Origin of the sequence: Pseudaquidulcibacter saccharophilus (assembly GCF_019455445.1) — a bacterium.
GTDB lineage: Bacteria > Pseudomonadota > Alphaproteobacteria > Caulobacterales > Aquidulcibacteraceae > Pseudaquidulcibacter > Pseudaquidulcibacter saccharophilus.
Genome location: NZ_JAHWUS010000001.1, coordinates 67,713 through 92,796, shown reverse-complemented (window position 1 = coordinate 92,796; position 25,084 = coordinate 67,713). Strand labels below are relative to the sequence as shown.

Here is a 25,084-nt window from a genome sequence, read left to right as displayed (position 1 = left end):
GCGCCCAAAAACCCTGACATTTCCTGACATCACAAAACCGCACAAATCAACCAGACCAAAACTAACTCAATATGAATTTTAGCGCTGTTTAGACACGTGGGGATAAATTTGTTAATTATTAATCAAAAAAACATGTTGACAAAAAAACAATCTGTGATAGAGTTACAACGTTTTTAGAAACATTAGTTTTTGAAAATGGTAAAATTGCTCCTGATTTAGTCGTATAGATTGAGTCATAATTATATATGATATTGTTTCAAGCGCCCAACTCTGGGGAATTTTATCTTTGTGAAAATTTTTTATCATGGAGATATAACTTATGAATACTCAAAGTACATTTAATTACGATACTTCGCCCAATCCAGCTAAACTAATTGATTCTTTAAGATACCTTGGATATGACAATTATTCAGCTATTGCTGATATCATTGATAACTCATTAGATGCAGAGGCATCATTTGTTGGTGTTACCATCAGGAATAAAGGAAAGCTAACTGAAATTATTATTTCGGATGACGGAAATGGTATGTCCAAAGATATTTTGAGCCAAGCAATTAGACTTGGCTCAGACACTACAAAAGATAGCCAAAGCGATTTAGGAAAGTTTGGTATGGGGCTTTGTACGGCAACATTATCAATATGTCGCAGAACAACAGTTTTAACTAAAACAGAAACAGGCAAGTTGTTGAAGGCTATTAATGACGTTGACGAGGTTATTAAAAGCAACAAGTTTGTAAGTGTATTTGAAGAAGGCGATTCCTCAGATGAAGACCTTTTTCACGAAATGTTGTGTTATGAAGATGGTAGTTATAGTTCATCTGGGACAATAGTTTATTTGCAAAACTGTGATAATTTAACCAACTCAAATATAACAGTTTTTACTAATACTCTAAAGAGAGAATTGTCAAGAATATTTAGACACTACATTATTGCTGGTAAGGAAATCTGGGTTAATGATGATGTATTAGCGCCAGTAGATCCGCTAGAATGGGAAAGTAATAAAACTGAAAAGTATTGTGATGAAACATTAGAATTCGAATACCAAAATGATTTAGGTGCTAAAATAACAGAAAGTTTGAAAATTAAAATTGCGATAATCAAGCCAGATTATGAAAAGGGTGAAAATGAAACTGCCCGAAATATGGTAAATCAAGGCTTTTATATAATGAGAAATAATCGTGAAATTTTGCCTCATACAATGTTAGATTTGACAGCTAAACATAACTCTCTTAACAGAATGAGGGGTGAAATTTCTTTTAGCGGCAATCTAGATAAAGTTTTTGGTATTAACTTTACCAAAAAAAATATCTCAATTAACCAAGCTTTGCAGGACAAGTTAGCACAATTCTTAAAAGGCCAATTAGCTTCAATTTCAAAAAAACTATCACGAGAAACAGCAAAAGATGTTCCTGATGAAATAAACGAAATACATGAAAATGCTGCCAAAGAAATTAGTAAAAAATCGAAATTATTAATTCGCCCTAAAGCAAATATTGAAAAAAGAGCGTCGCCTATTTTTTCTGATAAACAATCTCAAGACATCACGAAAAACTCATCTACTCGAGAGCCAAAAGATAATATTCAAGATGGTTTAACTGCGAAATGTGAGTTTAAACAATCAAGTATGGGAGTTAGTGGTGATATTTACGAGGTTGACCAAAAGGGAAGGACTATCGTTATTACTTATAATGTGGACCATCCTTTTTATAGGAAATTCATTTCAGGCATAGGGGAGAATGATAGAAGTTTGGTGGCAGGAATTGACTATCTTGTTTATAGCATGGCAACCGCAGAGCTTACTCAAAACCTTGATGATGATGGTACGCTTGAAATTATTAACCATTTCAAATCCATTATGGCCTCGAATTTGAGAACTCTTTTGTTGTAAATTCATATGAATTATTGGGCAGGGCACAAAATGTGCCTTGCCCCATTCCCGCATAGCAGCAATTCACATCCCTCTCTAAATTTTCATTTGCAATTAACTTTTCATCTGTTATAGAGGCGGCGGGCCATCCTATCCCACCGTAGGACGCTCATCTGAAAGGATGATTTACATGACTGAAACATTGAATGCGGCAAAGCCCGCTGAATTACCTGCTGACGCACATTTTTCTTCTGGACCAACTAAAAAACGTCCAAACTGGTCAGCCACCAATCTTAAAACCGAATCACTTGGTCGTTCGCACCGTTCAAAACTTGGCAAAAACCGCCTTGCACTTGCGATTGATTTGACCCGTGAGGTTTTGGGTGTTCCCGCCGATTATCGCATTGGTATCGTTCCTGCATCAGACACTGGTGCGGTTGAAATGTCACTTTGGTCAATGCTTGGACCAAAGCCAGTGGCTTTGCTTGATTTTGAATCATTTGGTGCGGGTTGGGTTACCGATGTTGTAAAACAGTTAAAAGTCGAAAATAAAGTTTTCAAAGCCCCTTATGGTGAATTGCCAAATTTGGCGGAAATTCCGACCAAAACCCATGACGTTGTTTTCACATGGAATGGCACAACTTCGGGCGTAAAAGTTCCAAATGCAGATTGGATTGCAGACGACCGCGAAGGTCTTATTATCTGTGACGCGACTTCTGCGGCATTTGCACAGGATTTGGACTATAAAAAATTAGACGTTGTTACACTATCTTGGCAAAAAGCCTTGGGTGGTGAAGGTGGTCACGGGATTTTAATCCTTTCACCGCGTGCTGTTGAACGTCTTGAAACCTATACACCTGCTTGGCCAATGCCAAAAATCTTCCGCATGACAAAAGGCGGAAAATTAATCGAAGGTATTTTTAAAGGCGAAACCATCAACACCCCGTCAATGCTTGCGGTCGAAGATTATATTGACGCACTTGAATGGGCGCAATCTTTGGGCGGCTTTAAAGGTCTTATGGCGCGTGCCGATGCCAATTTGGCGGCGGTTGAAAAATGGATTGCCAAAACTCCGTGGGTTGAAAACCTTGCTGCGGTTAATGAAACCAAATCAAATACATCTGTATGCCTAAAAGTGGTTGATGAACGCGTCACCAAACTTGACGCCGACGGTCAAGCAGCATTCGCCAAAGCATTATCATCTGTTTTGGAAAAAGAAGGTGCAGCCTTGGATATCGGTGGCTATCGTGATGCCCCTCCGGGACTACGCGTTTGGTGCGGTGCAACCGTTGAAACCAGCGATGTTGAGGCACTTTTACCGTGGCTTGATTGGGCGTTCGCAACCGAAGTTGCAAAATTAGGCTAATTCCTGACACCCTTCAGTCGCTTTTAGCGACAGCTTCCCTCAAGGGAAGCAGTTAATTCCTTCCCTTGAGGGAAGGTGGCTCGCGAAGCGAGGCGGAAGGGTGACAGTTTCCAAATTTTTTTCCTAAAAAGAGATTCCATTATGACAAACAAAGTTCTTATTTCAGATAAAATTTCACAAGCTGCTATCGACATTTTCAAAAATCGTAATGTTGCGGTTGATTACAAACCAGGCATGACCAAAGAAGAATTAATCGCATGTATCGGTGAATATGCCGGTCTTGCAATTCGTTCTGCAACCAAAGTTGACGCCGATGTTTTGGCGGCGGCAAAAAACCTTAAAGTTATTGGTCGTGCAGGTATTGGTGTTGATAACGTCAATATTCCAGAAGCAACAAAACGCGGTGTTATCGTTGAAAATACCCCATTTGGTAACGCAATCACCACTGCGGAACATGCAATCGCGCTTTTATTCGCTGCTGCCCGTCAAATCGGTGCGGCGGACGTTTCAACCCAAGCCGGCAAATGGGAAAAGAACCGTTTCAACGGTGTTGAGCTTTATAACAAAACCCTTGGCCTTATTGGTTGTGGTAACATCGGTTCAATCGTTGCCGATCGCGCACTTGGCTTGAAAATGAAAGTGGTTGCATACGATCCGTTCTTGAGTGCAGAGCGTGCGGTTGAAATTGGCGTTGAAAAAGTTGAACTAGAAGAATTGTTCAAACGTGCCGATGCCATCACCCTTCACGTGCCATTGACCGACAAAACCCGTAACATCATTTCAAAAGACGTTATCGCAAAACTTAAAAAAGGCGTGTTGATTGTAAACTGTGCCCGTGGTGGTTTGGTTGACGAAGAAGCATTGGCGGAAGCCCTAAAATCTGGTCATGTTGGCGGCGCGGCGTTTGACGTATTCACCACCGAACCAGCAAAAGAAAACCCGCTTTTCGGTTGCCCGAACTTTACCGCAACCCCACACCTTGGTGCATCAACCACAGAAGCACAAGAAAACGTTGCCCTTCAAGTTGCCGAACAAATCGCCGATTATTTGACCACCGGCGCGGTTACAAACTCTTTGAACACCCCATCAATCACAGCCGAAGAAGCACCAAAATTAAAACCGCTTGTTGAACTTGCGAAAAAACTTGGCGCTTTTGCGGGTCAAGTGGTTGATAAAGACCTTGAAGCCGTTGAAATCGAATATGAAGGCGAAATCAATAAATTGAAAACCGCGCCATTAACTGCGGCAATTATTGCGGAAATCCTTCGCCCAATGATGGCAGATATTAATATGGTTGCGGCCCCTGCTATTCTTAAAGAGCGTGGCACAAGCTTCCTTGAAGCAAAACGCGAAACTTCACCAACCTATGATTCATTGGTTCGTGTAAAAGTTAAAACCGAAGGCAAATGGAGAACTCTTGCCGGTACTATGGTCGCTGGTCAGCCAAAAATCGTTGAAGTTAAAGGCATGGATCTTGAAGCACACTTCCACCCATATATGCTTTTCATCAACAACAACGACAAACCAGGCTTTATCGGCGCACTTGGAACCATGCTTGGTAAAGCAGGTGTGAATATCGCAACCTTCAACCTTGGCCGTGAGGCAGAAGGTGCAGACGCAATCGCACTTGTAGGTATCGATTCTGATTTGCCGCAAAACATTGTTGATGAGCTAAACTCTATCGAGAATGTGCGCTACGCCAAAGTTCTAAAATTCTAAATTTAGTTATTTTGGCGAATTAGTGCGTCGAATGCGCTTGGCTGTATGTCCAATACAGCCGTCGCTTTTCTCCTGCTACTTCGCACAAACTAACAAAATTGATGAATGGTGGCGAATTAGTGCGTCGAATGCGCTTGGCATTATGTTCAAATAAATAAAAATACCCTCCGACAAAATCGGGGGGTATTTTTTTGACATTAGCTTTGCATAATAAGGTTGAAACACTAATTTTAAAGGCATAAAGCCAGAGATATAAAAGTGCGAAAGAGAATTCCAATGACCAACAAAGACCCCAAACAAAACCAAAGACGCCAAAACACATTATTGGTGCGTGGTGGAACGCGTCGTTCGGGACATAAAGAAACCTCCGAGGCGATCTTCCTAACCTCTGGCTTTGTTTATGATAGTGCCGAAGAAGCCGAAGCGCGTTTCAAGGGCGAGGTTGAGGGGTATTTATACGGTCGTTACGCCAACCCAACCAATACAATGCTTGAACAACGCCTTGCGGCATTAGAAGGTGGCGGTGGCGTTTGCCGTCTTGCGGCGTCTGGTATGGCGGCGGTTAATGCCGCACTTATGGCAAGTGTAAAAGCGGGGGATCATATTGTTGCGGGCAAGGCATTGTTTTCGTCTTGCCGCTATATAATTGAAACTCTTTTACCAAAATATGGGGTTGAATTCACGCTTGTTACTGGCTCAAACACACAAGAATGGGCGGATGCAGTAAAACCAAATACCAAGGTTTTCTTTGCCGAAACCCCTGCCAACCCAACATTAGAAGTCACCGACATTAAGGCAATTTCCGAAATTGCGCATAATGCGGGTGCGCGCCTAATCCTTGATAACGTATTTGCAACACCGCTTTTACAAAAACCGTTTGAGCTTGGTGCGGATGTTGTGGTTTATTCATTGACCAAACATTGCGATGGGCAAGGGCGCGTTCTTGCGGGCGCAATCATTGGCGATGAAAAATGGGTTACCGAAGAACTTGACCCATATCTTCGCCATACTGGCCCTGCGATGTCGCCATTTGTGGCATGGGTGGTGTTAAAGGGCATGGAAACCCTATCGCTACGGGTTGATAGAATGTGCGATAATGCGGCGCGTCTTGCCGATTTAATTGGTTCACACCCTGCGGCATCATTTGTTCGTTATCCATCACGTGATGATCACCCGCAAAAAGCGCTTGCGATGTCGCAAATGAAAAAAGGCGGCACAATTATCGCTTTTGAGGTAAAGGGCGGGCAAGAGGGCGCGTTTAAATTCCTGAATGGTCTTGAGATTGTTGATATTTCTAACAATCTTGGTGATGCAAAATCACTTGCCACCCATCCGGCAACCACCACCCACCGTTCATTAGAAGTGGCGGCGCAATTGGAATTGGGTGTTACCCCAGGTTTAATAAGGCTTTCAGTTGGTATCGAAGATATTGATGATTTGCTTGAAGACGTCAAAGCAGCACTTGATGGGGCGCTATAAGCAAAATTTGCTTGCCCTTATGCCGCTTTCGTTCCATTCATGAGAAATGGATATTCAGGCAATAATTGTCACGTTTAATAGTGGGCATATAATCGATAAATGCCTTGCAGCCCTACAAGCGCAAGGGGTATCTGCAATTGTTGTTGATAATGCCTCAAGCGATAATACTTTGGAAGTTGCCGCATCATTCGGCGCAAAAACCATTGAAAATGGTGAAAACCTTGGGTTTGGCGTTGCCAATAATATTGGCGCAAGTGCGGCAAGTGCCGAATATTTATTATTCTTAAATCCCGATATTGAAATTGATGAAAGTATCAAAAACCTTGCGGCAGCGGTTAAAAATTATCCTGATTTTGGGATGATTGCGCCCAAAATTGTTGAAGATGATGGGCGGGTTTTTCTGCAACCACGGTCATTATTATCACCCGCTAATTTAAACGTAAAATCCATGCCATTGCCGAATGGTGATGCGTGTTATCCATTTTTATCGGGTGCATGTTTTTTGATGCGCAAAGCAGTTTTTGAAAAACTGGGCGGTTTTGATAAAAATATTTTCCTATTTTATGAGGATGATGATTTATGCCGCCGCCTGTGGGATGCAAAACTTCCACTAATTCACTGTGACGGTTGGCAAGCAAAGCATGGGCGCGGAAAGTCTAGTAAACCTAATCCCGACAATATCTACAAAGTTCGCTATCATATGGCGTATTCCCGCGCCTATGTGGCACGAAAATATGGTATTAAAACCAAACCCCTTGCCGATGTTGTGAAATTTGCCCTTAAATATACACTATCAATCCTAAGCTTTAACCAAGCGACAATGGCGCGTTATAATGGTAGCTTGATGGGAACATTAGACGGTATGAAGCATTAGGATTGCCAGATTTAGGCAAAAAATGATTTTATTGACAAGATGCCGGTTAATTCAAAACTTGCTAAAACTATCTGCAGGCCAATAATTATATAAAGCACATCCATAAAGGAGTTTTTGCGTCTTTTATGGCGAAATAGGTGCGTGCTAAGAAGTGCGCCTGGGCTTCCACCAATTAAGGCAAAGAATAAAAGGTTTGCTTCTGGTATGCGCCAGCCGCCATTAATTGCCGCTTGTTTGTCGGCATAATAGTTAAAGACGGTAAAAACATTGATGCCAATGAAATATATTAAAGCATAAAACATAGCAGTTTTTATAACGCCTATGTTTTAATTATCGATTATCCTACATGGTAAATTTAAACATATTATGGCGCAAATTATTTGCCCCCTCCCCACATTGTGGAAAGGGGGCATTATTTAACCCTAGCAAAATCTAAAAACTTTGCCTTTTTAGTTATCCTAATCGATTATTCAAAATATCAATCAAATCCAATGCTGATGTAGAAATGATTGTACCAGGTGGATAAACGCTTGCTGCACCCATTTGTTTAAGGACAGGGATGTCATCCGGTGGAATAACGCCGCCCACAACAATGATAATGTCAGAACGGTTTAGTTTTGCAAGCTCGGAGCGTAATTCAGGAACAAGTGTTAAGTGACCAGCCGCCAAGGACGATGCACCAACCACATGAACATCGTTTTCAACCGCCATTTTTGCGGCTTCTTCCGGGGTTTGGAACAATGGCCCAAGCACGACTTCAAAACCCAAATCGGCATAGGCGGTTCCGATAACTTTTTGACCGCGATCGTGCCCATCTTGCCCCATTTTGGCGACCATAACTTTTGGTGCGCGACCGTATTTTTGGGTGAATGCAGCAACTTTTTCTTTGGCGGCAGCAAATGTTTGCTCGTTTGCGCCAATGGTTTTTTCATAAATGCCACGTGCTAATTGTGGCACTGCCTCGTGGCGACCATAGATTTTTTCCAAGGCATAGGAAATTTCGCCCACGGTTGCCTTGGCGCGTGCCGCGTCAATTGCCAACGCAAGCAAATTGCCTTTTCCGGTTTTTGCCGCATCGGTTAATGCCGCCAAACATTCGGTAACTTTTGCATTGTCACGCTCGGCCTTTAGGCGGGCAAGTTTTTCAAATTGCGCCATTTTAACGGCGGTATTGTCAACCTTAAGAACCGGAAGCTCATCTGGGATTTCTGGTTGGAAGATATTAACACCAACCACCATTTGCTCACCTGAATCGATGCGGGCTTGGGTTCTTGCCGCGGCTTCTTCAATGCGCATTTTTGGAATACCGGCTTCGATGGCTTTTGCCATGCCGCCGGCTTTTTCAACTTCTTCAATATAACCCCATGCTTTGTCGGCAAGTTCTTGGGTTAGTGCCTCAACATAATAAGAGCCACCCCATGGGTCGATTGGCGTGGTGAAACCAGCTTCTTTTTGCAGAATAATTTGGGTATCACGCGCAATCTTCGCCGAGAAGTCGGTCGGAAGTGCGATTGCTTCATCAAGTGAGTTGGTATGAAGTGATTGGGTGTGTCCGTTGGCGGCTGCCATGGCCTCAATCGCGGTGCGGGTGATGTTGTTATAAACATCCTGCGCAGTTAGTGACCAACCAGAAGTTTGTGAGTGGGTGCGAAGCGGCAATGATTTTGGATTTTTTGCGCCCATGTTTTTGACGATTTTTGCCCAAAGCCCACGTGCCGCACGCATTTTGGCAACTTCCATAAAGAAGTTCATACCAATCGACCAGAAGAATGAAAGACGCGGTGCAAATGTATCAATATCCATGCCCGCATTAATACCGGCGCGCAGATATTCCATGCCGTCTGCCAAAGTATAGGCAAGTTCAAGATCCGCTGTCGCACCCGCTTCTTGCATGTGGTAGCCAGAAATTGAAATGGAATTGAACTTCGGCATATTTTTGGATGTATATTCAAAAATATCGGCAATGATTTTCATTGATGGTGCAGGTGGGTAAATATAGGTATTACGCACCATAAATTCTTTTAAAATGTCGTTTTGAATGGTTCCGGTTAGTTTTGCAGGTTCAACACCTTGCTCTTCACCCGCAACCACAAACAATGCCAGAATTGGTAAAACCGCACCATTCATGGTCATGGAAACCGACATTTGATCTAGTGGGATACCGTCAAAAAGGGTGCGCATGTCATAAATTGAATCAATCGCCACACCCGCCATGCCAACGTCACCAGAAACCCGTGGGTGATCTGAATCATAACCACGGTGGGTTGCAAGGTCGAATGCGATTGAAAGACCTTTTTGCCCTTGTGCAAGGTTGCGTTTATAAAATGCGTTGGATTCTTCTGCGGTTGAAAAGCCCGCATATTGGCGGATTGTCCAAGGTTGGCCAACATACATGGTTGGGTATGGGCCACGAATAAATGGCGCAAGCCCAGGGAATGTGTGGATATATTCTTGCGATTGAATATCGGCGGCCGAATATTGTGGCTTTACCGCAATTTCTTCAGGGGTAAGCCAGCTTTCGCCACTTTGGACAGGTGTTGCGGGTGCTTCTAAATCGTCAAAGCTTATTTCGGAAAAGTTTGGTAATTTGCTCATCATCTATCCCCTATAAGCCAGCTTCTTGAACTAATTGCCATGCGCTTTTGGCGATTTCACCGGTAAGGGTTTCAAAGCCATAAGCACCGCCCGCGGGGTCATTAACCCGCGCCAGATTTGATTCATTGGCAAGAACGATTTGCGTGTTACGGGCAAGTCGGCGTGAAAAATCATCCTCTTTACCAATTTCATGGGAAAGTGTGGTGATAATATTTGCCCCACCAATTGCCGCCGCAAATACCGCAACCGAGTTGCGCAATACGTTGGAATATGGGTCGGTTTCGGTCATCATTGCTTTTGAACTATAAGCATGAACCGACATTGGCGCATCAATCCCCGCCTTTGCGCATACTTTGGCCCAAAGGTTACGCAGGGCGCGCAATTTGGCAATTTCCACCACGTTTTCTTGGTTTACTGCCACTTTGAAAAGTAATGATTTGGCGATTTCTTGTGGGGCTAGGCCATTTTCTTCGCCCGCCTTTAATGCCTTGATGCCTTCGATAATTGCCGCAGCAACCTGTTCGGCGCGGGTTTTATTTTCGCATTTTGCATCGGCAACGAAAAAAGTGGTCTTGGCAAATTTGTCTTTAAATTCTTTGAATAATGCAATTGATGCCGCGTCGGCTTTTAGGTTTAAAACCAACAATGCATCTTTTTGTTTTGCATCAGGGATTGCCGCAAATAATGATTTGGCGGTTTCAATGTCGCATCCATCAATTGCGATTGATGCCAAATCATAATGAATATTTTCAAGCAGGGGTTTGAAATCACATTCGCCAACTTTGCCCGTAAATTCGATTGAATTTACGCCGTTTTCAAGATCAACCAAAGCAGTTTTATTGGCGGCTTTTGCATCAACAATATTGACGATTTGGCGAATGTCCCAAGTGCCCTTAAAATCTTGTGGCTTTGTTGCAAGCGTGAACGCTTCTGGGCAATCGAAATATAATGGGTGAACCGCAACACCATCAGATGATTGCTTTTCCAATGTTTCCCATTCTTTTCCTTTTAGGGCTTTGGTGGCTTCGACTTTCCATTCTTCGACACCTACTGAATTGTGCGCGGTATCTGGGGCAAATGTAGATTTCACTTGTGTGCTCATATCAATATTTTAAAAAAGTTGTGCAAATTTTGCCGTTTCTCTTTAGCAGAAAAGGTGCTTTAGGGTATTATAAATAAGTCTTAATATGTCAAATAATAACATAAAAATCACTGTTTTTGCTGCTTTTGATATAAAACCTAGTTATACAAGTTATTGTGGGTAAAAAAATGCGACGCCATATAGACGCCGCATTAAAGAATCTCTCAATTCCTAGGTTGTAATCGGGAAATGATTGAGAGAGGGAAATATAATAAGAATCAGAAAATTAGATGCCCTAATTCAAATTATGGCTTCTAATCCGCCAATTGATTGAAAATTTCAAGTTTAGATTTAGCAATTGCAGCTATAAATTAAGATTTGCCAACAAAGAGCCATGTTTATAAGCTATTGTAATATAACGAAAATTTGGCAAGGTTTGGAATAAAAAGCATTTATCGAGACATTTTCAATCATGAAATATCACATTAAAAGGCAAAAAATTATGAATTAAACCCAAAACATCTATAATAGAGGACAAATGCGTGTCTTTTTTTGTTGAATTTTTCGGTATTAAATATTTTTGCTCTATATTGAGAATATTATTGGTATGTTTTTAAGCAAAGACAACCGATTTTAACTATAAATAAGTTGTATATATGACCCTACGTAAATTGCGGTAATTTACATTTAATTTGACATAAATTATGAGTAATTTCAGTTAGATATATTTAAGTATATGCTTAATATTTCTCTTCTTATTTTTCATTCAATTTGAATGAATATTTCGTCTTTTGTTTGTATTATTAAACGACACTTGGGGTTTGGGGTTTGTATAAATACGAATTATATGGTCGCTCTAGCGCCTTAATAGGCTTGGAGAAGCTTCAACCTGCGGGGCGAAGATCACTTAAGGAATTAATTGTAGAAGTTGGCATCAACCCAGACGCAATAAACAATCCAGATTCATTCATCCCATATCTCCGTTTGTGTACTTTGCTTGAAATTGCATCAATTGAATGGGAAAGACCCTATTTGGGGATTGAATTTACAATCGCGACAGATGAGTCATTTCCAACGGCTGGAAGTTTGGTTTTACTGGCAAAATTTCATAAAACCTTACGCTCTTTTATGACTGACGCGCTTGAATATTGGGAAATTCACACCAATGGATTCAACGTTGAATTAAAAGAGGAAATTTCCCCGGGGCTTAGTACGCTTATTATTAAAAATAATTCGTTTTTAACGCCGCCCCGCCAAATGATACAACATGGTGCGGCAAATATTTGCAAACTAATCCGCATCATCACTAATCAGCACGATATGCGCCCTATTGAGGTGCATTTCATGCATGAAAAACAAAAGGCAGATGGCTTTGATGAACTAGCGGAACAAGCATTTGGTTGCCCCGTATATTTTAGTCGTGACCGGAACCAGATTTTATTCCCTACTGAATTCTATGAATATAAAATCCATGGTGCGCTTTCTTTGTTTAACGGGATTTTGCGCCGCCTTATACAAATTCGCGTTGATGAGGTTGGTAATTATAGTTCAAAAGCCGCCGATATGGTTATTCACGCAATTCCCAATTTCTTTGGTACAGAATTTTGTAATTTTAATTCGGTTGCCGAAATGCTGGGAATTCATCCCAAAACTTTGCAACGAATGCTTGCGGCAGAAAATACAAATTTCAAAGAATTGCTAAGTTATGTTCGGGGTGAAAAAGCCAAAGAAATGTTGGCAAGCACCGAATTATCAGTTGAATTAATCGCACAGTTTCTTGCCTATTCTGGTTCGGCCCCTTTTAGTTTTGCTTTTCGTAAATCTACTGGTTTTAGCCCACTTGAATACCGCAAGCGTTTCAAACTATTATATTAATTCTTTCAAAAAAGTTTGAATATGCGCAAATATGAATCCTATATAAGATCGTCGTCCCTAATTGGGCTTGATAAATTACAAGTCGCAGGGAAGCCAAGCGTAATTGAACTTATGCAAACTGTTGGTTTGGCCGCTGAAAGCCTTAAAAAACCCGACATGTTTATTTCATATCAAAGGTTTTGCGAGCTATTGGAGCTTGCGGCGATTGAATGGGAAAAACCATGGCTTGGTTTTGAGTTTGCGCTTTCGCTTGATGATTCTATCCCAACCCTTCCGGGGGCGGTTTTGGCGGCGCGGCTTTATCCTGATTTTCGCTCATTTGGTAAAGCGGCGATGGAATATTGGTCACTACATTCCACGGCATCATATGGAATATTAAACGAAGATTATGCGCCAGATAAGGTTTGTTTGCGATCTATCATGCCGCCATATATTTATAGATCGCGCCAAGAATCGCAAAGTGCGTTGGGGCAGGGGATGCGCCTATGCCGAAGTGTTTTGCGCCGACCCGATGCCAGCCCGCTTGAAATTCATTTGGCCCACACCAAACAAAATGTTGACGGTTTTGAAGAAGTAACAAAGAAATTATTTGATTGCCCCGTTTATTTTGATATGGAATTTGACCAGATAATTTTCCATAAAGAAATGATGGATTGGAAAATTGCGGGTAATATCTCGGTCTTTAGTGGGTTTTTACGTAAATTCGTACAAAAGCGCTTTGATGATTCCAATCACTTTGAATCAAGTGCCACAAGAATGGTTTTAAGTGCAATTCCCAATTTCTTTGGAACGGATGGCTGCAACTTTGTTAATGTTGCTTCGATGCTTAATGTTCAGCCAAAGACATTGCAAAGGCTTTTGGCGACAGAGGGGAATAATTTCAAGGATCTCTTTCTTTTTGTAAGGGTCGAAAAGGCAAAAGAATTATTATGCACAACCAATTTACCGATTGAGCATATTGCAAAATTCCTTAATTATGTTGGCGCGGCACCCTTTTCATTCGCCTTCCGGCGTGAAACCAATTATAGCCCGATGGAATATCGCAAAAGATTTGCCGCAAATTATTAAAAAAGCCGCCCGTTAAGGCGGCTTCTTTGTATCTTATTTCTCAAACATATCGCCATAGCGTGGTAATTTGCGGGTTTTCCAATGACCGCGGTGATATGCATCAGACATGATTAGCGGCACAACAGTGGTTGCTTCGGCATAAACCATTTGTTCCAACGCCACAGAAACTTTGCCCCAAGAGCAAGCTTCTTTAAGGGTTGAAGATGAACACGCGCCATCACGAACATCGGCAACAGTGATTTGCACCGCATAAGCGTGCATTTCAGCCTCGATACCAAGGATTTCTGCGCATACAACAGTGTCTTGTGCAAAGTTTTTCGGCACGCCGCCGCCAACCATAAACAGACCGGTACGACCTGCTTTAATCTTAATGTCGGTCAATTCGCGGAAATCAGCGATTGAATCGATTGTCATATATGGCTTGCCCGCTTTCATGCGTTCAACTTGGTGTTTTACAAGACCAAAGCCCGCAGAAGAATCGGTAAACGCAGGGCAGAAAATTGGAACGCCCATTTCATAACAAGTTTGGATTAATGAACCGGCTTTTTTGGCATTGCCATTTGCAAGCCATTTACCCATTTCTTTGATGAACTCACGTGAAGAATATGGGCGTGGTTCAAGTGATTCAGCAATTTCATAAATGGTTGAATCACATGCTTGAAGCTCTTCTTCATCGATATAGGTATCGTAAATACGGTCAATATAAAGTGAACGCAGGGTTTCATCATCAGGGATTTCAAGCGCTTGATAGTGGCTAAAGCCCAATGCTTCAAAAAAGTCCATATCAATGATTGATGCACCGGTTGAAACGATTGCGTCAACCATGCCATTTTTCACCATGTCACGGTAAACGTGCATACAGCCACCGGCAGAGGTTGAACCCGCCAAAGTAAGCCAGATAGAGCAGGTTTTGTCTTCTAATGCTTGGTTAAAAATGCTTGCGGCGCGTGCAGTATCGCGTGAAGTGAATGACATTTTGCTCATGGCATCGATAATTGGACGCGCATCATATGAGGTAATATCAACATGCTCGACTTTTGTTGCCAAAAGTTCGGCTTTACGGTTATCAGTCATTTGGGGTTTAACCTTTCAATATAAATTATGCTTTTGCTGGCAAATTATGCTTCGGTTGTTAGTATAATTTTATCAGCCTCATCAAACATGGAGACATGTGGAAGATCGTTTGAAATAACTTCCAAAGTTTCACCAAAGCCGTTGAAGCCGGTTGTCATGGCAACACCATATGCGCCAAGCATCATAAATTCAATATAATCACCCTCTTTTACATCTTCATGAAGGTAATATTCGGTTTGCAATGCATCAATCGAATCACAGGTTGGGCCATAAAGCTTGAATGGCTTCATTTTGCCTTGAAGTGTTTCATCGGCACGGATGTGTCTGGTTTCAAACGGCCATTGAACATGGGTTGCGTCAAACAAATTGCCATATGCGCCATCATTCAGATAAACCATATCGCCTTTTACAAGTTCAACACGGGTGATGATGCTTGTGGCCTCGGCAACCAATGCGCGGCCAGGCTCACACCAAAGTGAGCAGTTTTCAGTAACCGGCATCGATTCAAATTTTTGCGCGATTAATGACATATATTGTTTCATGTCAGGTGGGTTGATACCACGGTAATTCACGGGGAAACCACCACCAACATCCAAAATATCAATCACAACACCGGCCTGAATAATCAATGATTTGGCGGCATCCATTGCGCGGACATAGGCATGTGGATCCATACATTGTGAACCAACGTGGAAACAAATCCCCAAATCTTCACGGGTTACCGCACGCGCGGCGCGCAGCAATTCGACCGCTTCGTCACCCTTGATGCCAAATTTTCCGTCCAAAGAAATTGAAGACGAAGTATTTGAAACAGATAGGCGGATTAAAAGGTTCAAATCATTTGCATAGCCAGTTGCTTCACGGATTTTTTCAAGCTCTGCCATCGAATCAAGTGAAAAGGTGCGAACCCCAAATTCATGATAGGCGCGCGCAATTGCATTACGGTTTTTAACCGGATGCATGAATGCAAGATTTGCACCCTTGAAACGGTTATAAATCAACTGAATTTCGTTGATAGATGCAACGTCAAAATTACGCACACCTGCTTCCCAAAGGGTATCAAGTACCCAAACGGAAGGGTTTGCTTTTACGGCATATAAAATGTCGCCCGCGAAATTACGCAAAAACCATTTTGCAGCACGTTTCACAACATGTGGACGGTTTGCCGCCACAGGAACATCAGGTCGCAATTTTGCAACAATATCAATAGCGTTGTTAAAGTGATTCATCGCTGAACCCCCCTTAAAAGCAAATGCGCAATTGGGGGTTGACGACCCACGCCTGCACTATCAAACTAAAAGCCCGAATTAAATCGGACAACGAATTTGCGGCGTTAGTCGGACATGCCAGAGGTATAAAAACCTCCAAAATGTTGTCAGGTCCACCTAAAAAACAAGTTATTTAGGTGTTAGTGGACTGGATTGCTGTTTCCAGGTCCGCCGGAACTGTGGCGTATATACGTTGTATTTTAAAAATTCAATAATTTTTGCAGCAAATTGGTTCTCATAATGCAAAAATTTTTATAAGCCCTGTGATATAGGGCTGCAATCAAAGGCATTTCAATGAACGACAATAGTCAAATAATTATCATCGGCGCAGGTCAGGCGGCGACATCTGCGGCAAATAGCTTAAGACAAAATGGTTTTACGGGTGGGATAAAGATTTTTGGGAATGAAAATCTTGCGCCATATCAACGACCGCCATTGTCAAAGGCATATATGTTGGGCGACACAAATGTGGAGCGTTTGCAATTCCGCTCTTTGGAGCAATGGCAAGGTGATGATATTGAAATCCTACCCGACACTGAAATTGTAAAAATCAATGCAAAGGAAAAATTCATTTCCGACATTGATGGCAATTTCCATAATTATGATAAACTTATAATTGCTACCGGTTCACGAGTGCGAAAATTAAATATCGCTGGCTCAAATCTTGAAAATATCTTTTATCTAAAAACCCTAAAGGATTCGGATGCCATTAAGGGGCATATGGTTGCGGGTAAACGAATCGCCATTATTGGTGCCGGCTATATCGGGCTTGAGGCGGCGGCAATTGCCAGAAAATTTGGTTTGGAAGTTCATGTTTTGGAACTTGCACCACGGGTTTTGGCCCGCGTTGCCAGCCCTGAATTATCAGGCTTTTTTGAACGCCTGCATACAGAACGCGGCGTGCATATTCATACAAATGTGCAGGTTGCAGGTTTTGAGGGTGACGATAAATTAAATGCCGTGCTTTTGGGCGATGGCACGAAAATCGAATGTGATGTTGCACTGGTGGGGATTGGTATCTTGCCGAATGACGAACTTGCCAAGGATGCAGGTCTTGTTTGTGAAAACGGGATAAATACCAATAGCTTTGCACAAACTTCGGACCCAGATATCTATGCCTGTGGCGATTGTGCAAATCGTGAAATGGGCGATAAAAGAATGCGTATCGAAAGCGTGCATAACGCAATTGAACAAGGTAAAATTGCCGCCGCACACATTATGGGTGCGCCAATGCCAAAACTGGAAAGCCCGTGGTTTTGGTCGGATCAATATGAAATTAAATTGCAAATTGTTGGGCTTTGGAATGATGCCACACAATCAATTGTTCGTGGTGATATGACGCAAAATAAATTTGCCATTTATCACCTTGATTCTGAAAACCATGTTTTGGCGGTTGATGCCATTAATTCACCACCTGATTTTTTGGTGGGAAAACAATTGGTATTTAATAAAACAGCACTTGCGCCGGAAATAATTAGTGATATTGCAATTCCTGCAAAAGAGTTTTTAAAGAATATAGTTTAATACGGATTTTATCATGACCGAGATTACCTTCATCGAACATAATGGCAAAGAGCATAAGGTTGACGCTGCTGGTGGTGGCTCGGTTATGGAGGCTGCGGTCAAAAACAATATCCCTGGTATTGATGCCGATTGTGGTGGTGCATGTGCATGTGCGACTTGCCATGTTTATGTTGACGAAAAATGGCTGGATAAAATCAACCCTATGGGTTCAATGGAAGAATCTATGCTTGATTTCGCCGAAAATGTGCAGCCGAACAGCCGCCTTTCATGCCAGATTGTTGTTAACGAAGACCTTGAAGGCTTGGTTGTAACCATTCCTGAAAGTCAGGGTTAATTAATCTAATAAGAATTTAATCGTCATATGTGTGCTGCTAGATGTGGCAACGCAATTTTTTGTTGCGGGATAATATTTCATTGCCCGCACTTTGTTTGATGAAGCAGATCACATTAGATTCCACATCTTAATTTTGTTATTTGGTTGTTTTTTATGGTAAATTCAGAACTTAAAACAATTGGGCTACCTGCGAATGTTCCGGAAACTTGGGCGCGGGCGGTATTTTGATTTAATTCTAGAAATTTATAATGTGTGTCATATTTGGCATTGGTTTCTTTTAGCCATTTTTCAATTTCATCATGACCATGATATTCTTTACCCTCATCATAAACCACAGCAGATGTTGAGAAATATTTGATGGTTTTTTTTATATCATGGCTATCAGCTGCAATGAAATAATTTTCGATTAGTGATTTATGTTCCATTTTATCCTCATAATTTATATTTAATAGGTAAATCTTTAAATACTAATTGACAAGTACATACAAAAAAGTATGTATGGAAAATTATGAATAATCACGAGAAATATACACGTTATTCAGGTGCGCAAAGCGTTACCGAGGCATTAAAATTCCTTGAAGGGCGTTGGAAATTGCTTATTTTGTTCCAGCTTTTTGGTGGACAAATAATGCGTTTTTCAGAATTAGAGCGCGCAATTCCCGGTATTACCCAAAAAATGCTTGGACAACAGCTTAAGCAACTTGAAAAGGATGGCATAATAAAGCGCACGGCATATCCCGAGGTTCCGCCCCGTGTTGAATATTCCCTTACCCAATGGGGGCAAGATTTATGCCCCGCACTTGACGCCTTATTAACTTGGACGGGCAAAAGACCGAGGTGAGATGGCGCATTTTATCGATGTGGCATTTTTGAATTTTTATGAAAATATGAAAAATAAAAAGGCACTTCAATCGAAGTGCCTTTTAAAACTTTTATGCAAGGAATTTTTGTAAACGGCGCTTTTCAAAAATTCCTTTCAACCTTGTTCCACCCGACCAAGTGAGCGCGAATGCGCGAAGGCGGAAGCGGTGAATTAATATACCCGTGCCTTTGGCGGAATGGTTTTGATTTCGTCGGTCATGGTGTTCATATGAACCGGACGATAATCGATTGAAACCTTGCCAGTTGGGATGTCGATTGATGCAAGTGTATGCTTCATCCAATTTTCGTCATCACGATTTGGGAAATCCTCATGGGCGTGTGCGCCACGTGATTCATGACGGTTTTCCGCACCATGCATGGTAACAACCGCTTGCGGCAACAAGTTTTGCAATTCAAGGGTTTCCATAAGGTCGGAGTTCCAAATCATTGTGCGGTCGGTTGTGCCGATGTCGCCCATTTTGCCATAGGCAGCATCAATTTTAACCTTACCTTCGGCAAGTGATTCAGAAGTACGATAAACCGCACAATGGTTTTGCATAATTTTTTGCATTTCAAGGCGAAGCTTAGCAGTAGGGATAGAACCTTTTGCATGACGCGCCGCATCAAGACGTGCAAGGTGGGCATCGGTTTGGTTATCTTTAATTTCCGGTTGTTTTGCACCGGCTTTAAGTGTTTCACCGCAACGAAGACCAATCGCACGACCGAATACCACAAGGTCAATCAATGAGTTTGAACCAAGGCGGTTTGCGCCGTGAACCGAAACGCATGCCGCTTCACCAACTGCCATAAGGCCTTCAACAACTTTATCAGGGTTGTTGCCGTCTTTGATAACCACTTCACCAAAGAAGTTGGTTTGGATACCGCCCATGTTATAGTGAACGGTCGGCAATACCGGAATTGGTTCTTTTGTAAGGTCAACACCAGCAAATACTTTTGCAGATTCAGAAATACCAGGCAAGCGTTCATGAAGGATTGCAGGGTCAAGGTGATCAAGGTGAAGGAAGATGTGGTCTTTATTTTTACCAACACCACGACCTTCACGAATTTCCATTGTCATCGCGCGTGAAACCATGTCACGTGGGGCAAGGTCTTTTACCGATGGTGCGTAACGTTCCATGAAACGCTCACCATTTGCGTTGGTAAGGTAGCCACCTTCACCGCGTGCACCCTCTGTGATTAGGCAACCTGCACCATAAATACCAGTTGGGTGGAATTGTACGAATTCCATATCTTGAAGTGGAAGGCCGGCACGAAGAACCATTGCGTTACCGTCACCAGTACAAGTATGTGCAGATGTACAAGAGAAATAAGCACGACCATAGCCGCCAGTTGCCAATACGGTGCGTTGCGCGCGGAAACGGTGAAGTTTACCGGTTGCAAGTTCCCATGCGGTTACACCACGAATAACGCCGTCTTCATCTTTAATAAGATCAAGAGCGAAATATTCGATGAAGAAATCAACATCATATTTCAATGAGTTGCCGTAAAGAGTGTGCAACATCGCGTGACCAGTACGGTCAGCCGCCGCACAAGTACGCTGTGCAGGAGGGCCATTACCGAAATCAGTGGTCATACCACCGAATGGACGCTGATAAATTTTGCCTTCTTCGGTACGAGAGAAAGGAACGCCCCAATGCTCTAACTCATAAACCGCAGCCGGTGCGTTACGGGTAAGATATTCAATTGAATCTTGGTCACCAAGCCAGTCTGAACCTTTTACGGTGTCATACATGTGCCATTGCCAATTATCAGGACCCATATTTGCCAAAGATGCCGCAACGCCGCCTTGTGCCGCAACAGTGTGCGAACGGGTTGGGAATACTTTTGTGATACAAGCAGTTTTTAGACCCTCTTGCGCGCAGCCCAAAGCCGCACGAAGACCAGAGCCACCAGCCCCAACTACAACAACGTCATAAGTATGGTCATTCCATTTATAAGCCGTGCTCATTGACCTATGCCCCCAAATATAATTTTAAAATTACGAAAACACCAAACATCGCAACCAATGCCGCAAACAATGTAGATGCAAGCATAAGCAATAATTTAGTGCTGCCTTTATGGATATAATCTTCGATTACCACCTGCACCCCAAGACGGAAGTGACCAGCACCCGCAGCAATAACAACCGCCATTGTCGCGGCATTAAGTGGGTTGCGGAACCAAACTCTCAAGCTTTCATATGAAAGATTGGTAGTGAATACCAAAGAAGAAAAACAAAATACAAAGCCAACTAAAAGTCCAACCGCAAGTGCGCGTTGTTGGATAACATGTTCGGTCCCGTGACCAGATGCACCTTTACCAAGGGCTTTTTTCATCGGGGTACGAAGGTTTTTTGCGCTATTCATATATGCCCCCTATTTCGCCAATGCCTGAAGTGCCAGCAAGAACATGCCAATGCCACCCAAAATGCCAAGAATAATTGCCGCCCATGCGGTTTTACTTGCCACTTCTTTGGTAAGGCCAACACCAAGGTTGAACAACAAATGGCGGATGCCATTAATTATGTGATATGAAATTGCAAGTGCACTTCCTAAAACCACCAAAAGCCCTAATGGAGAACCAATAAGTCCGGTGAATTTTGCATATGCCTCTGGGCCGTTTGACAAACAGCAAACCCAAGCAATTAGAAGAATCATGCCAACAGTGTTACCAACACCGGTTACACGGTGCAAAATTGAGCTGGTCATTGTGACGTGCCAACGCCAAATTTGCAGGTGCGGCGAAACGGGTCGCGTGTTTTTTTGTGATTTTAGTACTTCGGTCATTAGGTGATACCCCAGTTTTAAACCCCAGTTTTAATCCTAGTCTTATATGCCGGAATTTTAGTCAAAGATAACAAAGATTGTTCAAATATACGTTTGAAACGCATTTTGCCTTTACATACTTTGACCACAAAATCCAATGCCCTTTAAATTAGACCTTAATCTTATTTTGGTTCAGTTTAAAGCATTAGGAACAAAGAAAATGCGGCACTTTTGACTATAAAATCCCTGAACGTTACCCCTATTAATATTTTTTTGGGATTGGTCAATCCCTTAAAAAGGATAAGAACAATTTATTAGCAAGAAATAGTACATAGTTAAACAAGTGAAATCGTTTACACATTCGCCAAAGCCATTAATGATAGCTGACTGATTGATTACCAAAATTAAAGAATTTAATGATATGAATAGCATGATGAAAATTTTGATTATTGAACCCGGCTTACCGCCTGCACCGTTAAAAGCTGAAAGCGGATTTTATCCAGCAATGTTTAAACGCCTTGTCTCTAGCGAAATAAAAGGTGCGCATTTTGATGTTTGTTCGGTAATTTGTGGCGATTGCCTTCCTGATGCTGTTCAATATGATGGCGTGGTTATTTTGGGTTCGCCGCACTCCGTTTATGAGGATTTACCGTGGATTAATGAGCTGGTGGGGTTTGTGCAAAATGCCGCCAAGCATAAAATCCCACAAATCGGTATTTGCTTTGGGCACCAATTAATTGCCAAGGCAATGGGTGGTCATGTTGCAAAAGCACCGCAAGGCTGGGGAATTGGTCGGCATTCATATGAAATTGCCCATGAAAATATTGGTGAAATCTGTCCTGTGGTTTGTAAAAGCAAAAAAGCATTAAATCTTTTGGTTTCGCATCAAGATCAGGTGCTTGAAAAACCAAGGGACGCAAAAGTGGTCGCGGGTTCTGAATTTACACCAAATGCGGTCCTTCATTATGAGGCGCACAATATAATTTCATGCCAAGCCCACCCAGAATTTACGCCATCATTCGCCCATGAATTAATTGCCTCTAGGCGCGGTACGCGCTTCCCAGAGGATTTTGCCGACAAGGCTTTGGCGGATATTAATGAACCAGTTGATGGGGAATTGGTTGCGCAAATTTTTGCCAGCCAGCTAAAGACGGCACACGAACAGCGTAAAGCCGCCTAACTTAGCGTGCATTTATAACGCTCTACCCCATCGGATGATACGAGTGTCTTTCCGTTGGCGGAAAGAATAAATTCATATTTTTCTTTTTTTTCGCCATTTTCTGTATGAACATCGGCATCGATATAAAGCGCGCGACCTGCAAGCTGTAATTGGCTTGGGTGTGCTAATTTGCTTTTAAAAACGAGCTGATTTTCAAGAATATTAACTTGATAATCATCGAATTTATCTGAACAATTTAATAAATCTCTTACCCATCTTCCTTGGAATGCGGGTGGGATTAGGTTTATATAAACGGGTTTTGCGTCACTTGAATCTGCGCCTTTTACCTTGGAACAGCCAGTGTAAACCAATGGCATTGCCAAGGCAAAAAATGCCATAATAAATTTATTCATCGCATACTCCATGCCCAAAGTATGGCGTTATTGGAATATTAAATAAATTTATTTTTATATACATGGAATAAAAATTCCATAAATTATGGAAATACTGCCAACGCAGTATCAACCAATTTGTATAATTCATCACGGTTGGCACCAGTTTTGGCCTGAACAGCAATGCCATGCTTTATCGTTATAATGTAAATCGCCAAAGTTGTTGAATCTGTGCCCGCCGGCAAATCACCGTCAATTATTGCGCGTTCAAAACGTTTGACTAATTTATCCTGATTTGCTTTGCGCAAATTTGCCATAAATGCCGATTGTTTTTCCGCGTTCGGGCTTGTCACCAATGCCGTCTGCACCAAAAAGCAACCTTCCGGCAATTTATCATCACCAATCAAATCAATTTGATTGATTAAAAGTGCCTTTGCCGCCGCGCGCGCAGTGGGCAATTCAAGAATTTTATCATATTGCTGCCCGAAAATTTCATTATATAGGCTTACTGCTTTGTAGAATAATTCTTCTTTATTCCCAAAAGCAGCATAAAGTGAAGGGACATTAATACCTATTGTCCCCGCCAACATATTAATTGATACCCCTTCAAAACCATGTTTCCAAAACAATTGCATGGCCGTCAAGAGCGCTTCATCCTTGTTAAATTTTCTGGGTCTACCTTTACCTAATTTGGCTATCATAATATACCTCGACCTTATTGTTGCGCCGAAAATACTATTTAAATTCACTTTAGCTAGTGCTAATATGGTCGCAGGTAGAAAATTTTGCTGGTAACTGGCGGAAAACAAAGTGATTTTACTACTAAAGCATAGGGTCATGCTTTAAAAATAAGGTTTTCTGCAACATTGATATTGAAAAACTGGCAATTTAATTCCACAAATAAATATGCCTGAATTGCCAGAAGTTGAAACTGTTTGCCGTGGCCTTGCCCCATATCTTGTTGGTGCAAGGATTGATAATGTCACCTTGAGCGCGCATCGACTGCGTTTTGAATATCCGCAAGGTTTTGTTCAAAGCCTGATTGGGCGCACGATTACTGCTGTTAGGCGGCGTGCGAAATATATAATTGCCGAACTTGATAGCGATCAAAGTGCGATTATTCACCTTGGCATGTCTGGTCGCATCACATTGGTCGGCGATGGGCAGGCGCTTTCATTTGATTCTTATCTTTATCAAACCGGTGAAAAAGCCAAGCATGACCATGTTAAGCTTGATTTGTCCAAAGATGGAAAAACCTTTCAGCTTGTTTATAACGATCCGCGCCGTTTTGGGCTTTGGGACATTGCGCAAAAGGCGGATATTGACACGAGCAAGCATTTTGCCCACCTGGGGCCAGAGCCATTGGCGAGTGATTTTAACGGCAAAAAACTTTTGGCACAAATTGGTAAAAAGGCGGCACCAATTAAACTTGCACTATTAAATCAAGAAATTGTGGTTGGGCTTGGCAATATTTATGTTTGTGAGGCATTGTTTATGTCCCACATCCATCCCGAGCGACCGGCAAATTCATTAAGCGTCAAAGAGGCTGATTTATTGGTTGAAAGCAGCAAGAATATTTTGCTGCGTGCGATCGAGCAGGGTGGCTCAACCCTGCGTGATTTTCAGCATGCGGATGGTAATCTTGGTGGGTTTCAAAACCACTTTTTAGCATATGATTGCGAAGGTAAAGATTGCACCACGCCGGAATGCAACGGTAAAATCACCCGTATCGTACAGGGTGGACGTTCAACATTCTTTTGCCCCGAATGTCAAAAATGAATGC

General features: G+C 42.2%; 23 protein-coding genes. 12 read left to right on the top strand and 11 right to left on the bottom strand.

Features of this window, described 5'->3' with window-relative positions; translation table 11 throughout:
* The first annotated feature begins 319 nt into the window (after window positions 1–319).
* From KXV15_RS00375 to KXV15_RS00355, 5 genes are all read left to right on the top strand, one after another.
* Window positions 320–1,888 (top strand): ATP-binding protein, encoded by a 1,569-nt coding sequence (locus KXV15_RS00375; RefSeq protein WP_240006172.1) that lies wholly within the window; start codon window positions 320–322, stop codon window positions 1,886–1,888.
* A 169-nt stretch (window positions 1,889–2,057) separates the two neighbouring features.
* Entirely contained in the window at window positions 2,058–3,233 is a 1,176-nt protein-coding gene (locus KXV15_RS00370) for a phosphoserine transaminase (protein ID WP_240006171.1), read from the top strand.
* Window positions 3,234–3,374: 141 nt separating this feature from the next.
* The gene (gene serA, locus KXV15_RS00365) at window positions 3,375–4,952 is read left to right on the top strand and encodes a phosphoglycerate dehydrogenase (RefSeq protein ID WP_240006170.1); all 1,578 of its coding nucleotides are present in this window, start codon (window positions 3,375–3,377) and stop codon (window positions 4,950–4,952) included.
* A gap of 276 nt (window positions 4,953–5,228) precedes the next feature.
* The gene (metZ, locus tag KXV15_RS00360; RefSeq protein ID WP_240006169.1) at window positions 5,229–6,431 is read left to right on the top strand and encodes an O-succinylhomoserine sulfhydrylase; all 1,203 of its coding nucleotides are present in this window, start codon (window positions 5,229–5,231) and stop codon (window positions 6,429–6,431) included.
* A 46-nt stretch (window positions 6,432–6,477) separates the two neighbouring features.
* Window positions 6,478–7,305 carry a glycosyltransferase family 2 protein gene (locus tag KXV15_RS00355; RefSeq protein ID WP_240006168.1) on the top strand — a complete coding sequence of 276 codons (828 nt, stop codon included), beginning with the start codon at window positions 6,478–6,480 and terminating at the stop codon, window positions 7,303–7,305.
* A gap of 11 nt (window positions 7,306–7,316) precedes the next feature.
* On the opposite strand, the gene KXV15_RS00350 is transcribed toward KXV15_RS00355, so the two are convergent.
* The 3 genes from KXV15_RS00350 to KXV15_RS00340 all read right to left on the bottom strand — a co-directional run bounded on the left by KXV15_RS00350 (window position 7,317) and on the right by KXV15_RS00340 (window position 11,002).
* Window positions 7,317–7,607 (bottom strand): DUF1294 domain-containing protein, encoded by a 291-nt coding sequence (locus tag KXV15_RS00350; protein ID WP_240006167.1) that lies wholly within the window; start codon window positions 7,605–7,607, stop codon window positions 7,317–7,319.
* A gap of 151 nt (window positions 7,608–7,758) precedes the next feature.
* Window positions 7,759–9,900 carry a methylmalonyl-CoA mutase gene (scpA, locus tag KXV15_RS00345; protein ID WP_240006166.1) on the bottom strand — a complete coding sequence of 714 codons (2,142 nt, stop codon included), beginning with the start codon at window positions 9,898–9,900 and terminating at the stop codon, window positions 7,759–7,761.
* A gap of 10 nt (window positions 9,901–9,910) precedes the next feature.
* A complete protein-coding gene (locus tag KXV15_RS00340) occupies window positions 9,911–11,002 on the bottom strand; it encodes a methylmalonyl-CoA mutase family protein (protein ID WP_240006165.1) in 1,092 nt (363 codons plus the stop codon).
* Window positions 11,003–11,809: 807 nt separating this feature from the next.
* On the opposite strand from KXV15_RS00340, the gene KXV15_RS00335 reads away from it, so the two are divergent.
* Together KXV15_RS00335 and KXV15_RS00330 are read left to right on the top strand one after the other, a co-directional pair.
* Window positions 11,810–12,856 carry an AraC family transcriptional regulator gene (locus tag KXV15_RS00335; RefSeq protein WP_240006164.1) on the top strand — a complete coding sequence of 349 codons (1,047 nt, stop codon included), beginning with the start codon at window positions 11,810–11,812 and terminating at the stop codon, window positions 12,854–12,856.
* A gap of 21 nt (window positions 12,857–12,877) precedes the next feature.
* Window positions 12,878–13,924 carry an AraC family transcriptional regulator gene (locus KXV15_RS00330; RefSeq protein ID WP_240006163.1) on the top strand — a complete coding sequence of 349 codons (1,047 nt, stop codon included), beginning with the start codon at window positions 12,878–12,880 and terminating at the stop codon, window positions 13,922–13,924.
* Window positions 13,925–13,957: 33 nt separating this feature from the next.
* Here KXV15_RS00330 and KXV15_RS00325 read toward each other — a convergent pair whose 3' ends face one another.
* Both KXV15_RS00325 and KXV15_RS00320 read right to left on the bottom strand, forming a co-directional pair.
* Window positions 13,958–14,998 carry a 1,9-bis(guanidino)-5-aza-nonane synthase gene (locus tag KXV15_RS00325; RefSeq protein ID WP_240006162.1) on the bottom strand — a complete coding sequence of 347 codons (1,041 nt, stop codon included), beginning with the start codon at window positions 14,996–14,998 and terminating at the stop codon, window positions 13,958–13,960.
* Between the two features lie 44 nt (window positions 14,999–15,042).
* The gene (locus KXV15_RS00320; protein ID WP_240006161.1) at window positions 15,043–16,227 is read right to left on the bottom strand and encodes a type III PLP-dependent enzyme; all 1,185 of its coding nucleotides are present in this window, start codon (window positions 16,225–16,227) and stop codon (window positions 15,043–15,045) included.
* A 333-nt stretch (window positions 16,228–16,560) separates the two neighbouring features.
* Here KXV15_RS00320 and KXV15_RS00315 point away from each other — a divergent pair, with 333 nt between their 5' ends.
* A complete protein-coding gene (locus KXV15_RS00315; protein WP_240006160.1) occupies window positions 16,561–17,790 on the top strand; it encodes an NAD(P)/FAD-dependent oxidoreductase in 1,230 nt (409 codons plus the stop codon).
* Window positions 17,791–17,803: 13 nt separating this feature from the next.
* Window positions 17,804–18,124: a 2Fe-2S iron-sulfur cluster-binding protein gene (locus tag KXV15_RS00310; protein ID WP_240006159.1), complete on the top strand. Its 321-nt coding sequence runs from the start codon at window positions 17,804–17,806 to the stop codon at window positions 18,122–18,124.
* A 113-nt stretch (window positions 18,125–18,237) separates the two neighbouring features.
* On the opposite strand, the gene KXV15_RS00305 is transcribed toward KXV15_RS00310, so the two are convergent.
* Window positions 18,238–18,549, bottom strand: coding sequence for a nuclear transport factor 2-like protein (locus KXV15_RS00305; RefSeq protein ID WP_240006158.1), 312 nt, complete (start codon window positions 18,547–18,549; stop codon window positions 18,238–18,240).
* Between the two features lie 83 nt (window positions 18,550–18,632).
* Between KXV15_RS00305 and KXV15_RS00300 the strand changes: the two genes are divergently transcribed.
* On the top strand, window positions 18,633–18,965 hold the full coding sequence (locus tag KXV15_RS00300; protein ID WP_240006157.1) for a winged helix-turn-helix transcriptional regulator: 333 nt from the start codon (window positions 18,633–18,635) through the stop codon (window positions 18,963–18,965).
* Window positions 18,966–19,157: 192 nt separating this feature from the next.
* Here the strand turns inward: KXV15_RS00300 and sdhA are convergent, their stop codons facing one another.
* From sdhA to sdhC, 3 genes are read right to left on the bottom strand one after another with little or no spacing between them, the layout of a single operon-like run.
* The gene (gene sdhA / locus KXV15_RS00295; protein WP_240006156.1) at window positions 19,158–20,954 is read right to left on the bottom strand and encodes a succinate dehydrogenase flavoprotein subunit; all 1,797 of its coding nucleotides are present in this window, start codon (window positions 20,952–20,954) and stop codon (window positions 19,158–19,160) included.
* Window positions 20,955–20,958: 4 nt separating this feature from the next.
* Window positions 20,959–21,351, bottom strand: coding sequence for a succinate dehydrogenase, hydrophobic membrane anchor protein (sdhD, locus tag KXV15_RS00290; RefSeq protein WP_240006155.1), 393 nt, complete (start codon window positions 21,349–21,351; stop codon window positions 20,959–20,961).
* A 9-nt stretch (window positions 21,352–21,360) separates the two neighbouring features.
* Window positions 21,361–21,771: a succinate dehydrogenase, cytochrome b556 subunit gene (gene sdhC / locus KXV15_RS00285; RefSeq protein WP_240006154.1), complete on the bottom strand. Its 411-nt coding sequence runs from the start codon at window positions 21,769–21,771 to the stop codon at window positions 21,361–21,363.
* Window positions 21,772–22,141: 370 nt separating this feature from the next.
* Here sdhC and KXV15_RS00280 point away from each other — a divergent pair, with 370 nt between their 5' ends.
* Window positions 22,142–22,930 carry a type 1 glutamine amidotransferase gene (locus KXV15_RS00280; RefSeq protein ID WP_240006153.1) on the top strand — a complete coding sequence of 263 codons (789 nt, stop codon included), beginning with the start codon at window positions 22,142–22,144 and terminating at the stop codon, window positions 22,928–22,930.
* Here KXV15_RS00280 and KXV15_RS00275 read toward each other — a convergent pair.
* Together KXV15_RS00275 and KXV15_RS00270 are read right to left on the bottom strand one after the other, a co-directional pair.
* Entirely contained in the window at window positions 22,927–23,322 is a 396-nt protein-coding gene (locus KXV15_RS00275) for a hypothetical protein (protein WP_240006152.1), read from the bottom strand. The genes KXV15_RS00280 and KXV15_RS00275 overlap by 4 nt on opposite strands.
* 83 nt (window positions 23,323–23,405) lie before the next feature.
* Window positions 23,406–24,002: a TetR/AcrR family transcriptional regulator gene (locus KXV15_RS00270; protein ID WP_240006151.1), complete on the bottom strand. Its 597-nt coding sequence runs from the start codon at window positions 24,000–24,002 to the stop codon at window positions 23,406–23,408.
* Between the two features lie 205 nt (window positions 24,003–24,207).
* Between KXV15_RS00270 and mutM the strand changes: the two genes are divergently transcribed.
* Window positions 24,208–25,080, top strand: coding sequence for a bifunctional DNA-formamidopyrimidine glycosylase/DNA-(apurinic or apyrimidinic site) lyase (mutM, locus tag KXV15_RS00265; RefSeq protein ID WP_240006150.1), 873 nt, complete (start codon window positions 24,208–24,210; stop codon window positions 25,078–25,080).
* Window positions 25,081–25,084 lie beyond the last annotated feature (4 nt).